This is a genomic window from Burkholderia pyrrocinia, from assembly GCF_001028665.1.
In the GTDB taxonomy this organism is placed as follows: Bacteria; Pseudomonadota; Gammaproteobacteria; order Burkholderiales; family Burkholderiaceae; genus Burkholderia; species Burkholderia pyrrocinia.
In genome coordinates, this window is the sequence record NZ_CP011505.1 from 656,006 (window position 1) to 668,111 (window position 12,106).

Below are 12,106 nucleotides of genomic sequence, written 5' to 3' on the forward strand. Positions count from 1 at the left end.
CGGATCAGGGCTGACGTTTGCCGCGGCCACCAGCGGGCTTGCCAGCCGGCTTGCGTGAACCCGCGGCCGACTTGCCGGCGGGTTTGCTGCGTGGCTTCTGCACGCCGAATGGGTTACCGCTGGACAAACCTGCGCCTTTACCTGCGGCTACTGCGCGCTGCGCCGCAGGCTTGCGTTTGTTTTCGCCGCCTTGCGGGCGCGGCTTTTTGCCGGGCACCTGCGTGGCGCCCGACGCAGCTTGCGGCACTTTGGGCTTCTTCGGCTTTTTGGGCTTCTTGACGATCTGGCCCGTTGCGCTGGTTTCCGGCACGCGGTGTTCGGCTTCAAAACCCGGCTCTTCTTCACGGGGCAGCGTTTGCCGGATCAGCGCTTCGATCGCGGCCAGTTGCGGCGCTTCGTCGGCACACACGAGGGACACCGCCACGCCGCTGGCGCCCGCGCGGCCGGTACGGCCGATACGGTGCACATAGTCTTGCGCCACGATCGGCAGATCGACGTTGATCACCAGCGGCAGATCGTCGATATCCAGCCCGCGCGCAGCCACATCGGTGGCGACCAGCATATTGACTTCGCCCGTCTTGAAGCGCTCCAGCGCACGCAGGCGCGCGGGTTGCGGTTTGTCGCCGTGGATGGTGTCGATCGCATAGCCCGCTTCATCCAGCATGGCCGCCAGGTAATCCACGCCTTTGCGGGTTTTGACGAACACCAGCGCGTGCTCCCAGTTGTTCTCGGCCACGAGGTGCATGAAGAGGTCGGGCTTGTTCCTTTTATCCACCGTCACCACCCACTGCTTGATCTTGCTGGCCGTGACATTGGGCGGGCTGACGCTGATATTGACCGGGCCGCGCAGAATGCCCGCCGCCATCGTGCGGATATCGTCGGTAAACGTGGCGGAGAACAGCAGAGTCTGGCGCTGGGTGGGCAACGCAGCAAAGACAGCATTGAGTTCGCGCGCAAAGCCGAGATCCAGCATGCGGTCGGCTTCATCCAGCACCAGCGTTTGTACCTGATCGAACTGCACTGCGTTCTGGCGATTGAGATCCAGCAAACGGCCCGGCGTGGCAACGAGCACATCCACGCCCTTGCGCAACTTCATCATCTGCGGGTTGATGCTCACACCGCCGTAGGCGGCCAGAAATCGCAAGTCGAGGCCTTTGCCGTAATCGACAAAGCTTTGCAGCACCTGTTCAGCCAGCTCACGCGTGGGCACCAGCACCAGAACGCGCACGCGGTTGCTGGACACCGCCGGCCCGTGTTGCACCAGCCGCTGCAACAGGGGAAGCGCGAAACCCGCCGTCTTGCCGGTGCCGGTCTGTGCCGCGGCCATGACGTCCTTGCCGCTGAGCACTGCAGGAATCGCCTTGGCCTGCACCGGCGTGGGTGTCTGGTAATTGCGGTCCTGCACATTACGCAGCAGGGGATCGATCAGGCCAAGCGAGGCAAAAGACATGGGGGCATTCCGGGCTAAAACCGCAATTCTAGCGGTTACCGCTCCGATTGCACCGCGCACGTCAATGGTCGGAAAGATCGACGTCGGTCGCCACTGAAAAACGTAGCGGTGCCGGGCCACGGCAAGTCCGTGGGACAAGTCGTGCTGCGATGGGTGGTTCAGCGTGGAATCGTCGCTCTGGCGAAGTCCGTGCGAAAGGAGCGGATGCTGGAAAACCTGGCCGTATTCGACTTCGAACTGTCCGAGGAAGACATGCAGGCCATCGCTACGCTGGAGACCGGCACGAGCAGCTTCTTCTCCCATCGCGATCCGGCGATCGTGAAGTGGATGAGCGAACGGAAACTCGGCCTTTGATACGCGATCGGGGGGCGTCCGGCCAATCAAGCCGGCCGCCCCTTCGCCGAAAGTGGTAACGCGCATGCGTCGGGTTCGCTGCGCTCGGTCGTCAGGCCTTAAAACTCGTCAACCTCTCTACGGCGCTTATCGTGTCGCCGCCAAGGAATCCTGCCCTGCCCGCGTCTTGCCCACTCGGACGAAATCGGAAATGTTCAGAGGGACCGTATCCGCCTTGGCACTCGAGCGCGTCTTCCTGGCGGCACCCAGGATCGGCCCCAGGTGTTCATAAAAGCACTCGAGCTGTCGCGCATCGGACGCCAGTCGCTCGAGATCGAGCGCCCTCTCAAGAACCATCCGCGCAATATGAAAGCGCTGAAGGCCGCGCCCCACGCGAACCTGGAAGACCACACCATCGCTGTTGTGCGGCACTCCTGCCCAAACAAGCGAACCGCTGTCCATGACGCCTCCGAAGAATCACAATCGTCACATCAATATGCCAGCAAGCTCTCACGGCGCATATCGGTATTTCAAAATTGTGACGCTTGGCGCATCGGAACTTTTACAGCAACTCGTATATTGCGGCGCAGCAAAAATGCCCGTAGACTGAGTTCGCACCTTCGATGTAGTTGCCCCGCAGTCGCCCCATGACGGGAGAGCACGCCATGACGACTTCTTCACCCGCACCGAGCCAGGCGCCCCCCGCCCTCCACGTATTCGAACAAGATGGGGGTTGGCATTGGGGCATCACGGTTCCTCGCTCCACGGGAAGCGGCTTCAAACTGATCGCATTCAGCGAGCACGTCTTTTCCGCTGAAGACACTGCCCAGCGCGACGGCGATCGAGCGTTGGCCTCCATCGCGGCAAGTGACGGGAACTGAGCGTTTCCGGCAGTTGCACGCACCTTGAGTTTTCACATCCAGATGCAATACTCCTATCACCCTCCGATGCGAGACCACTCACCGCACGCCATGACGGACCTCGCCACTCGTCTGACATGCCCGATCGTCTGCGACGATCTGAGCCTGTCGTTCTCTGCCTATGGCACCGGTTGGGGGTACGTTGCGATCAAGCTCCCGTCCGACATCATTCGAGACAAGCTCGGCGCAGACACGGCGACACCCGAGCAGTTGCTCACTGCATTTGAAAGCAATCGCGAGAAGATCACGGTCGCGGTCAACCGACATGCATTGCCGAACGACGGCCGCCACATCCAGCTCGACAAATCAGACTTCTAGATCGAAACCAGCGTGTGGGCCCGCATGCCGACCGTAGACAGGAGGTAACACATGAACATCCGGATCCTGGTTCCCTGCGCCCTCGCGCTTGTTGCCCTCTCCGCTCGAGCTGCCGATATCACCGGTGCAGGGAGTACGTTTGCCACGCCGATTTACACAAAATGGGCCGAAGCGTACAAGAAGGCGGGCGGCGGCAAGGTCAACTATCAAGGCATCGGTTCGTCGGGTGGTTTGAAGCAGATCAACGCGAAGACGATCGATTTTGCCGGTTCGGACGCGCCGCTGAAGGATGACGAGCTCGCGAAGGCAGGCCTGTTCCAGTTCCCGACGGTGATCGGCGGCGTGGTGCCGGTCGTCAATGTGCCGGGCGTGAAGTCAGGCGAGCTGACGCTGTCGGGCCCGGTGCTCGGCGACATCTACCTCGGCAAGATCAAGAAGTGGAACGACCCGGCGATCGCCGCACTGAACCCGAAGGTCAAGCTGCCGGATGCGGACATCGCCGTCGTTCGCCGCGCCGATGGCTCGGGCACGAGCTTCATCTGGACGAACTACCTGTCGAAGGTCAACGGCGAGTGGAAGTCGAAGGTCGGCGAAGGCACGACGGTCAACTGGCCGACGGGCACCGGCGGCAAGGGCAACGACGGCGTCGCAGCCTTCGTGCAGCGCCTGCCGGGCGCGATCGGCTACGTCGAGTGGGCGTACGCGAAGAAGAACAACATGACCTACACCGCGCTGAAGAACTCGACGGGCACGGTGGTCGAGCCGAAGACGGAAACGTTCAAGGCCGCTGCCGCCGGCGCGAACTGGTCGAAGTCGTTCTACCAGATCCTGACGGACGAGCCGGGCAAGGACGCATGGCCCGTCGTCGGCGCGACGTTCGTGCTGCTGTACGCGAAGCAGGAGAAGCCGGAACAGGGCGCGGAAACGCTGAAGTTCTTCGACTGGGCATTCCGCAATGGCAACCAGGCCGCCACGGATCTCGATTACATCTCGCTTCCGGATCCGGTCGTGTCCGAAATCCGCAAGCAATGGAAAGCGAAAATCAAGGACGCCTCCGGTAAAGCGCTGACGGATTGAGCGCGTTGGGCGGGATGCGATGTCGACCTGATATGTCGCGTGGCGAAACGAAAGCGTCTGTTCAAGAATCCTTCCCCGATTTCCGTTATGGCCAGCAGCGGCCGATCCAGTCGAGCAAGCGCCGAAATCCAGCCGATCTTGGCCTTGCCTCGGTACCGGCACAGCGCTTGCGCCGTCGCGGCAGCCGTAATTTAGGTTTGGTAGGCTGCACGGCTTGATCCTTGACGTTCTCGCCGAGTTTATGACTACTGCACAATCGGACAACGCTTCTTCCGAGTTCATTCCGGCCGACGTGAGGCAGAGTGTCGTCACCCAAACATTGCCATTCGCGCAGATCGGCATCAGTCGGCTGAAGTCGGCGCGGAGAAATATGGGCCGGACCGCGCCCTATGACCTCGAAGACGCCGATCTCATCGTGTTGCAATTGCGCGCTTTCGGCGAACAGGAATTGTGGCTTGACGGACGCGCCGCTCGCTTCGTCCCCTACCAGGCCGGGACCGTGACGATTCACGACCTCGACCGCAGGTGGGTGGCGGATCTGAAGGGGGCGTTTGATTGCATCCACTTCCATCTGCCTCGCCGAACGCTGGAGGAGACGGCCGATGAAATCGGCGGCCGGCGACGACCGCAGCTTTATTTGCCGCCGCACTTGAGTGAAACCGACCCGATCATTCATCACCTCGGACAATCATTGCTGCCCGCGTTGGCGCAGCCCGAATATGCGTCGCAACTCTTCATCGACCATGTCGCGCTCGCTTTCCAGGCGCATATCGCACATCAGTACGGCGGCATCGGCGCACAGCAGGAAAAGCAGACCGGCAAACTCACGCCGTGGCAGGAGCGGCAGGCAAAAGGGCTTCTGTTCGAACACCTCAACGGAAAAATTTCGCTTGTCGATGTGGCGAAAGCCTGCGGTATGTCCCGCAGCCATTTCGTCAAATCCTTTCATCAGACCACGGGACTGCCCCCGCATCGCTGGCTGATCAATCAACGCGTAGAGCTGGCAAAAAAGTACCTGCGCACGTCCCCCATGCCGCTGAACATGATCTCGGATTTGTGTGGCTTTGCGGACCCAAGCCACTTCACGAGGACATTCACGCGCCTGACCGGCGTCACACCTCGTCAATGGCGCGCGGACAACCGTTGATTGAGCACCGCGGTGCTGCTGCGATGCTTTGCAGGTTCGTTTTCAGGACATGACGCAACAGAAACCGACGTTCGAACCGGCACGGCAAGGGGCCGTTCCGGGCCGGCCGCGGGCTTTGTGTGATTGACGCAACTGCCCGCGCCAACTCTGTCGCAAGGCAACTGTCAGTGCCCCAAAGGCCACTGACAACTCAGCCACCGCCGACGGCCTGCTTACCGTCGACTTCGGTCAGGGCTTCACATCCCCTTGCCTGGCGCCCATGGCCGCAGCAATGCGGCTTTGTGCAGCGACGAGTTGGTCATCCGTGGTCGCCACCAGCCACAGACGCGCCTGCTCCTCGATCTGGCGGTTGTGGTCCTTCAACGGACCCATCGTGGCAGCGGCCTTCCAGACCACTGGGCCGATTCGGCTTTTCCTGCCCGACGGCGCGCCTACCAGCAGGCAGTATGGTCCCAGCGGAAGCGATACAAACGGGAGTGCCGGACTGGCACGCACGCGCCAGTCAATGAAGGGCGTGTCTCCGATCAGCAACGGCATGGGCAAGCCGTAAAGCACACTGAAATCGTAAAGCGCCAGTTGCTCCCGCATGCCGACGTAAATACGCCGGATGTCGGCGACAACCGCGGCGCGGATCTCGTCATCGAACATCGGTTCCTGCGCGTAGCGGGCAAAGGCCTTTCGAGCCTCCGATTGATATGCGCTGAACAGGCCAATCTCCACGCAATCCTGCACGGCGCGCTGTACATCCGCTACGGAACCGGCTTCCTCTGGCTTACCCAACTGAGCAGCCCGCAAAAACCGGGCAAGTCCTGCGTCGTGGATCGCAGGACGGTCCGCGGATGCATCGTCTTCAGCGCCGTTGCCAAGGGGCACGTAGACATATTCCTCGGCTGCGAAATGCGATTTCTTGCCTTCATCGAACTTGATTTCGCCATCGACGCAGTCCAGATAGCGCGTCCCGATTCGGCCGTGCTCCCAAACCCAATTTTTCAGGAACGGACGTAGCGGATGCAAGCTCTCGTGATCGGTCATTGAATCCTCCAGGTTGCCCAGTATAGTTCCAAGTTGCCGATTGTCCCGTGGAGGACATGGCGATCGATCAAACCAATGGGTCAGCCCTTTCCGATCAGCCGAGCGGAGGCCGGCGAGCTCAGCAGCGACCGGCACGACAGGCGACACTCCGATGATGCAGCAGTACCTGAAGCCCGCCTGACAAGGCATAACTGCAAAAGCCACGCCAAGGAGAACCACCGATGAACCGCCCCGATTTCATCAAGCATTGGACTGAGCTCGAAGAACCGGATGCGCATTGTTATCGCGGCGATACCGAGCCCATGGCGCTGGACGCGCCGCTCTCCGCCGCGCTCGGCATTACACGTATCGGTATTCATCACGTGAGGCTTCTGCCGGGCCGGCGGACGTCATATCCGCATGCCGAAAGTACCGAGCAGGAGTTCGTGTACGTGCTCGAGGGCAAGCCCGATGTCTGGATCGACGGCGTGCTTCACCCCATTGCCGAAGGAGACTCCGTCGCGTTTCCTGCGGGCACCGGAATCTGCCACACCTTCATCAACAATACGCAGGACGAAGTCAGGCTGATGGTGATCGGCGAACGTCCGCGCGACGACAACCGGATTCGCTACCCGCTCAACCAGGCGTATGAACTTACCCGCGCGGACCGCTGGGTAGACTGGCCCGACAGACCGCTCGGGGACCATAACGGGATGCCGGACTAACGCTTGCGCGGAGGATCGCAGTGGTTGACGACTTGCCGGATCGAACCTGCGTTTCGATAGCCGGTATCCGAGCGTAGCCAACGCTCGAATGTCCACCTGAGAGCATTGGCGAACGGCCACATGTGACCAGCGGCCGCCGTTCCTGATCACCGGCAACTGGCCGCACGGCGTACCTCGCGCTTGAATGTCCGGACCGTGGGTAAACTCGGGCGACCAAAGCAACTTCCCCCGGTCACATGAGCACGCAACCCACCGACGTACCTGCTAACGTCACCCCAATGATGCAGCAGTACCTGCGCCTTGCCTGACAAGGATCAGCCCGAAAAGCTACGCCAAGACCTACGCTCACCCTTTTCAGAATCTGTCGTTAGCCGAAAAGGGCATGGCATCGAACGTGTCACAATCATGCGTCGTCGCGAAAAACCAACTGGGCAACTTGTGAAGTCACTACTCATTCTGGTTGCATTAACAGGCTTGTCGGTCGTTTCGACAGCGCAGGGACAGAACGCTGCGACTCTCATCGGGTTATCAAAGGACCTATCTAGGCATATGAATGGCCCGGACGGCGAGTACGGGTTCATTCGTGTCGAGACGCCTCACTGCCGTCAGTTTGGACTGGGAGCCAGCGACGATCTGCCACCTCCAAATCAATACCGTTTCGTAGATTTTAGTCACGCGCAGAATGCGAACGTCGATACGCGCGGAGTGACGTTTACGATGCGGTCAATACCTTTGCCCTGGTGCAAGCCGGGCGAAGGTATGTACTAATGGTCCGTCTCTGATATTTTGTGATTGCTTGTTCGTTGTCTAGCGTCGCGAGAGTTTGGAAACGCTTGGCTGCCGCTCACCATCTCCCGCACCTGGCCAAACGGCGAACTTCGCGCGTGAACGCCGAAGCCACTGGTAAACTCGGGCAGCCAAAGCAACTGTTCCCGGTCACATGAGCACGCAACCCGCCGCAGCACCTGCCCCCGTCACCCCAATGATGCAGCAGTACCTGCACCTTATCTGATAAGGCTCTGTGAACAAACCTACGCCAAGACCTACGCCCGCCTTTTTGAGGATCGTCCGCTAACGACTGCGGATTCAACCCGTCGATGCAACACTCCTCGCTGCTATGCAGCCTCAAGTGTGTTGCATCGACGGGTTGAATCCGCAACCCTGAAGAGACAGTCGCGGAAAGCGAAAGCGGACATTCGCATCGTCGTTAGGCGCGAATCTGTCCTATTGGGCTCGGCGTCTATCTTGCCTAAATTCCAGAGCGCCTGAATCGCCGTCCCTGATCACGGCGTGACAGGCAGTTGCTTCCATGCGCCGGCTATGCGTCGGTACAAGTGAGGGAGCAGTCGATGGTCGCAATCCCCGGACCGCTCTACGACTTGCCGAAGTTCCACTAACCCTTGTGCGGAAGATGAGTCGCAGAATGCAAGGAGGTCACGCGCTGGAGCAACCGCGACAAAGCCCTGTGGGGCGACATGGGCATACCAGTGATTCCACATGGCATCAAGCGTGAGAAGACTCGCCTCGAAGTTACCTCCCATGAGTGCAACATACATGGAACCGTACTCGCGAACAACCAGCTTTTCTTCCGCAAGAGTCTGCAAATTTGAAACGGCGATTGAATGAAGCTGATCAGCCGAAACACACTCCTGTTCCAGATGCCGGTGCTGAACGAAAGCCAAATGATCAGATGCGTCTACGACATACGAAACCAATAGGTCGTCACTTAGAGGACGGAGAACAGGCGAGTCCTCGCCTGACAACGATATTGCTGGCGTTGAGTCTTGCACCAAGGGCTTCAGATAAGCGATGGCGCGGGCACAGATGCCGCCTTCTCTCACGGTCATAGGGCGATATTCAATCAATCCGAAAATACTGCTAGAACCATCCTCGGAGGATGGTCAACGATTCGGGTCGTGATGTCGAATGGCTGGTTGTGGCCGAACGCGGCCGGCCGCCACCCCGCGACGCGGTCAGCACATGCTGCCATGACCAGACCTTCGCCCAGTTCTAAAGGAAATGCAAAGCGTCGAGGAGCATCCTGCTTCCACTCCGTCAAAGCCCGCAGCGCTTCGCTGCTAACCGAAACTCGCCGCTATCAGGTGCCGTTCAGAGTATGCAATCAAGGCGAATATGATCAGCCCTGTCACGATCCCTGCAACGCGCCCGGTCGTGACATTCGTCGATTTGGCCATGATATCGCCGGCATTGCGCCGTTCTTTAAGGCGATTCATGGCGTAAAGCACGGCAGCCAATGCCGCCGCCCGGACAATTGCACTCTGAATAGTCATATATCCCCCGGCTGATCTGTTTGATCTAGTGTGTCGTCGATAGACGGTTATCAGGCGACGGCGAACCATTTTGTTGGTATGCGCCTTTGAGATGCTCGCGAGGGCAATTGTGGACGAATTGAGTCACGGTGTCGAACGACCGTTCATGGCCGGCCTCGTCCTTACGAAGAAGGTTCGAGGCAATCACTTCGACGGATCAAGACCCTTACCGCGCGCATGAGGTGATGGTTTATCGTCGGAATCAGTGTTGCCGGAATCTCATAAGGGCCAGCGGTCCGAAAATCGGCTGCGTGCAAAATGTGAGCCCGCCCACCGTTGAACTGAACGAACGCTTCGATCGTTGGATCGTCCCGCATAGCCGCTTTCATTTCATCTTCCCCGAACCAGGGTGACGAATAGAGGGTGAACGTCGGTCCATCGAATGGCGGTAGCGCTCGGAAACCCGCGTGAACGAGCCAGTCGAATTGCGCCCGATTCACCTTAACGATACTAGACGCGCCGTAAAGACTGCTACCGCTGCGCGCGAGATAGTCGATCCACCAGTCGTTTTGCCATGGCTCGTAACCAAGCAACGCACCCTCCAGTCGCTCCATGTTTTCGCAGCCGTCGCCTTGTCGGTTGAGATTCTGGCGGAAAAACTCCAGAGCCGGGATGCGCCACTCCTCGCCTTTGAGCGTATATAGGACTTGCCTGATTCGACGTGCTGGACGGCCTTGACGCACCGGTGCGTCGACGATGATTTCCTGCGAGTGCAAGACACCTTGAGCCACATACTCGTCAAAGCGAGCCTTCAGTTCGACCGACGGCCGGCATTCGCTGTCGAAATCGATGAACCCGAATGGTTTACGCCCTTGCACCATCAAAGCCAGTTCGTAACCGGTATGGACAAGGTACGGTACGGGAACACGGGCTTCTACATACTTCGTGAGGATGGTTTCGCGTGAACGGTGTTCAAAGTCGATCGCGAAGAATTCGCAAACGTCGGCGACCTGTATCGGCGACAGAAGATACCAATCGTCAAGCGCGGCATCCTCCAGGGCGTCCGGGTCGACCAGCTGCCGCAGCGCCGCAACATCGTCGATTTCGAATCGGATCTGAAGGCACGGGTACAGAAGATCAGGATCGATCGCCGTCAGAATGAACGAGTTTCTCGGATCTCTCATGGCAGCTTCCCGTGCGTCAGTTTGAAGACTTCGATTCAATACGCGCGAAGATTTTCGACGATCTACTGGCCTACACGCAATCAGAAACGATCCGGACTTCGGCGCCAGATTTACCTTTCAACGTCCGCCCTTGACCGAAGCCCGACGCATCTCGCTGTGGCCGCGTTCAGAATACCTCGAACGAGCACCAGTCTGGCACAAACCCCTCGAAGATAAAAAAGTCTTCGATATACGTGAGGCCAAGCTTTTCCAGAGATCTCATGCATTCGTCGGCTGCATCACCTCCAAAAAAAGGACCAAGCGATACCAGATTGTCAGATTCGTCAAAGTATCTACCCAGATTGAATTCGGTCATGACCGTTGACAAGTCGACGTTCTTGGCCGAAAGCGCGGCCCGCCGGACAACAATTCCGAAATCCCGGGATACTTTCATCGATGTGGAGCTTGAGTGAATGAGTCGCCACGATTGTCGGAGATCTATGTGCCGAGGTCGAGTGTCCGAAACTGGCCGGTAGCCGTCTCTCGCCATCGTCGGCGACAACTGGCCGGATGGCGAACTTCGAGCGGTCCCGTCCGGCCCACTGGTAAACTCGGGCGACCAAAGCAACTTCCCCCGGTCACATGAGCACGCAACCCACCGACGTACCTGCTAACGTCACCCCAATGATGCAGCAGTACCTGTGCACCAGCCCTGACGAGAGCGTAAACGAAGTGCCAAGCGATCATGTGCACCCGAATAGCATGGCGACCAACTATCGCGCAGGCACACACCGCAACACGCTGCCCCCAACGGCCTGGTGATAAGCTCAACGTCGGTGCACCCGTCAGCCCCGACCGTCAATCCGCCCCAACGAGCCCCCTCATGCCCCTCGCCCCCGCCATCCTCTCCGCCTTCGCCCCAACCGGCAAGCTGCGCGCGTCGATCAATCTCGGCAACCCGATCCTCGCGAACCGCGACCCGGCAACCGGCGAACCGTTCGGCGTATCGATTGACCTGGCGCGCGCGTTCGCGGAGCGTCTGTCGGCCGAGCTGGAACTCGTCGTATTCGACGCCGCCGGAAAATCGGTGCAGGCGCTGACCGAAGAGCGCGCCGATTTCGGCTTCTTCGCGGTCGATCCGCTGCGCGGAGAAACGGTCGCATTCACCGCGCCGTACGTGTTGATCGAGGGTTTCTATCTCGTGCGCGACGCTTCACCGATCCGCACGAACGCCGACGTCGACCAGCCGCACAACCGCGTGACCGTCGGCAAGGGCAGCGCATACGACCTGTTCCTCACCCGTGAACTGAAAGCCGCGCAGATCGTGCGCGCGCCGACGTCGCAGGCCGTCGTGCAGACGTTCGTGGAACAGCAACTGGAAGTAGCGGCCGGCGTAAAACAGCAGCTCGAAGCCGACGCCGCTAAGACGGCAGGCCTGCGCCTGCTCGACGAGCGGTTCATGGTGATCCGGCAGGCGATGGGCGTGCCGAAAAGCCGCGGCGAGGCGGCCGCAGCGGTGCTGAACGAATTCGTCGAGGAAATGAAGGCATCAGGCTTCGTCGAAGATTCGCTGCAACGCCACGGCATCACCGGCGCGTCCGTCGCACCGCCAGCCTGATCAAAAACGACCCGACATAAAAACGGCCCCGGTGTCTCACTCGACACCGGGGCCGCTCATTCGAAGCGCCGCAT

Annotated in this window: 13 protein-coding genes; 6 read left to right on the forward strand and 7 right to left on the reverse strand. The window is 59.7% G+C overall.

Annotated elements, in window-relative coordinates; genetic code table 11:
• Positions 1-4 precede the first annotated feature (4 nt).
• Positions 5-1,450 carry a DEAD/DEAH box helicase gene (locus ABD05_RS33060; RefSeq protein ID WP_047904339.1) on the reverse strand — a complete coding sequence of 482 codons (1,446 nt, stop codon included), beginning with the start codon at positions 1,448-1,450 and terminating at the stop codon, positions 5-7.
• 93 nt (positions 1,451-1,543) lie between these two features.
• Between ABD05_RS33060 and ABD05_RS37080 the strand changes: the two genes are divergently transcribed.
• Positions 1,544-1,804 carry an aldo/keto reductase gene (locus ABD05_RS37080; RefSeq protein WP_261309990.1) on the forward strand — a complete coding sequence of 87 codons (261 nt, stop codon included), beginning with the start codon at positions 1,544-1,546 and terminating at the stop codon, positions 1,802-1,804.
• Between the two features lie 126 nt (positions 1,805-1,930).
• Here the strand turns inward: ABD05_RS37080 and ABD05_RS33065 are convergent, their stop codons facing one another.
• The gene (locus ABD05_RS33065; protein ID WP_047904340.1) at positions 1,931-2,245 is read right to left on the reverse strand and encodes a hypothetical protein; all 315 of its coding nucleotides are present in this window, start codon (positions 2,243-2,245) and stop codon (positions 1,931-1,933) included.
• A gap of 509 nt (positions 2,246-2,754) precedes the next feature.
• On the opposite strand from ABD05_RS33065, the gene ABD05_RS33075 reads away from it, so the two are divergent.
• From ABD05_RS33075 to ABD05_RS33085, 3 genes are all read left to right on the forward strand, one after another.
• Positions 2,755-3,021, forward strand: coding sequence for a hypothetical protein (locus ABD05_RS33075; protein ID WP_047904341.1), 267 nt, complete (start codon positions 2,755-2,757; stop codon positions 3,019-3,021).
• A gap of 51 nt (positions 3,022-3,072) precedes the next feature.
• Positions 3,073-4,098 carry a phosphate ABC transporter substrate-binding protein PstS gene (gene pstS, locus ABD05_RS33080; protein ID WP_047904342.1) on the forward strand — a complete coding sequence of 342 codons (1,026 nt, stop codon included), beginning with the start codon at positions 3,073-3,075 and terminating at the stop codon, positions 4,096-4,098.
• Positions 4,099-4,339: 241 nt separating this feature from the next.
• On the forward strand, positions 4,340-5,245 hold the full coding sequence (locus tag ABD05_RS33085) for a helix-turn-helix transcriptional regulator (RefSeq protein ID WP_047904702.1): 906 nt from the start codon (positions 4,340-4,342) through the stop codon (positions 5,243-5,245).
• A 228-nt stretch (positions 5,246-5,473) separates the two neighbouring features.
• On the opposite strand, the gene ABD05_RS33090 is transcribed toward ABD05_RS33085, so the two are convergent.
• A complete protein-coding gene (locus ABD05_RS33090) occupies positions 5,474-6,277 on the reverse strand; it encodes a hypothetical protein (RefSeq protein ID WP_047904343.1) in 804 nt (267 codons plus the stop codon).
• Positions 6,278-6,498: 221 nt separating this feature from the next.
• Between ABD05_RS33090 and ABD05_RS33095 the strand changes: the two genes are divergently transcribed.
• The gene (locus tag ABD05_RS33095; protein ID WP_047904344.1) at positions 6,499-6,981 is read left to right on the forward strand and encodes a cupin domain-containing protein; all 483 of its coding nucleotides are present in this window, start codon (positions 6,499-6,501) and stop codon (positions 6,979-6,981) included.
• 1,283 nt (positions 6,982-8,264) lie between these two features.
• Here ABD05_RS33095 and ABD05_RS38160 read toward each other — a convergent pair.
• The 4 genes from ABD05_RS38160 to ABD05_RS33115 all read right to left on the reverse strand — a co-directional run bounded on the left by ABD05_RS38160 (position 8,265) and on the right by ABD05_RS33115 (position 10,868).
• Positions 8,265-8,828: a DUF1444 domain-containing protein gene (locus tag ABD05_RS38160; RefSeq protein WP_141685026.1), complete on the reverse strand. Its 564-nt coding sequence runs from the start codon at positions 8,826-8,828 to the stop codon at positions 8,265-8,267.
• A gap of 231 nt (positions 8,829-9,059) precedes the next feature.
• Positions 9,060-9,272 (reverse strand): hypothetical protein, encoded by a 213-nt coding sequence (locus ABD05_RS33100; RefSeq protein WP_047904345.1) that lies wholly within the window; start codon positions 9,270-9,272, stop codon positions 9,060-9,062.
• Between the two features lie 161 nt (positions 9,273-9,433).
• On the reverse strand, positions 9,434-10,435 hold the full coding sequence (locus ABD05_RS39175) for a hypothetical protein (RefSeq protein ID WP_238594201.1): 1,002 nt from the start codon (positions 10,433-10,435) through the stop codon (positions 9,434-9,436).
• A gap of 166 nt (positions 10,436-10,601) precedes the next feature.
• Positions 10,602-10,868 carry a hypothetical protein gene (locus tag ABD05_RS33115; protein ID WP_047904346.1) on the reverse strand — a complete coding sequence of 89 codons (267 nt, stop codon included), beginning with the start codon at positions 10,866-10,868 and terminating at the stop codon, positions 10,602-10,604.
• A 429-nt stretch (positions 10,869-11,297) separates the two neighbouring features.
• On the opposite strand from ABD05_RS33115, the gene ABD05_RS33120 reads away from it, so the two are divergent.
• On the forward strand, positions 11,298-12,032 hold the full coding sequence (locus ABD05_RS33120) for an ABC transporter substrate-binding protein (RefSeq protein WP_047904347.1): 735 nt from the start codon (positions 11,298-11,300) through the stop codon (positions 12,030-12,032).
• Positions 12,033-12,106: the final 74 nt, after the last annotated feature.

Coding starts and splice junctions, on each gene's coding strand:
- ABD05_RS33060 (WP_047904339.1), bottom strand. CDS start 1,450: ATGTCTTTTGCCTCGCTTGGCCTGATCGATCCCCTGCTGCGTAATGTG.
- ABD05_RS33065 (WP_047904340.1), bottom strand. CDS start 2,245: ATGGACAGCGGTTCGCTTGTTTGGGCAGGAGTGCCGCACAACAGCGAT.
- ABD05_RS33075 (WP_047904341.1), top strand. CDS start 2,755: ATGACGGACCTCGCCACTCGTCTGACATGCCCGATCGTCTGCGACGAT.
- pstS (WP_047904342.1), top strand. CDS start 3,073: ATGAACATCCGGATCCTGGTTCCCTGCGCCCTCGCGCTTGTTGCCCTC.
- ABD05_RS33085 (WP_047904702.1), top strand. CDS start 4,340: ATGACTACTGCACAATCGGACAACGCTTCTTCCGAGTTCATTCCGGCC.
- ABD05_RS33090 (WP_047904343.1), bottom strand. CDS start 6,277: ATGACCGATCACGAGAGCTTGCATCCGCTACGTCCGTTCCTGAAAAAT.
- ABD05_RS33095 (WP_047904344.1), top strand. CDS start 6,499: ATGAACCGCCCCGATTTCATCAAGCATTGGACTGAGCTCGAAGAACCG.
- ABD05_RS38160 (WP_141685026.1), bottom strand. CDS start 8,828: ATGACCGTGAGAGAAGGCGGCATCTGTGCCCGCGCCATCGCTTATCTG.
- ABD05_RS33100 (WP_047904345.1), bottom strand. CDS start 9,272: ATGACTATTCAGAGTGCAATTGTCCGGGCGGCGGCATTGGCTGCCGTG.
- ABD05_RS39175 (WP_238594201.1), bottom strand. CDS start 10,435: ATGAGAGATCCGAGAAACTCGTTCATTCTGACGGCGATCGATCCTGAT.
- ABD05_RS33115 (WP_047904346.1), bottom strand. CDS start 10,868: ATGAAAGTATCCCGGGATTTCGGAATTGTTGTCCGGCGGGCCGCGCTT.
- ABD05_RS33120 (WP_047904347.1), top strand. CDS start 11,298: ATGCCCCTCGCCCCCGCCATCCTCTCCGCCTTCGCCCCAACCGGCAAG.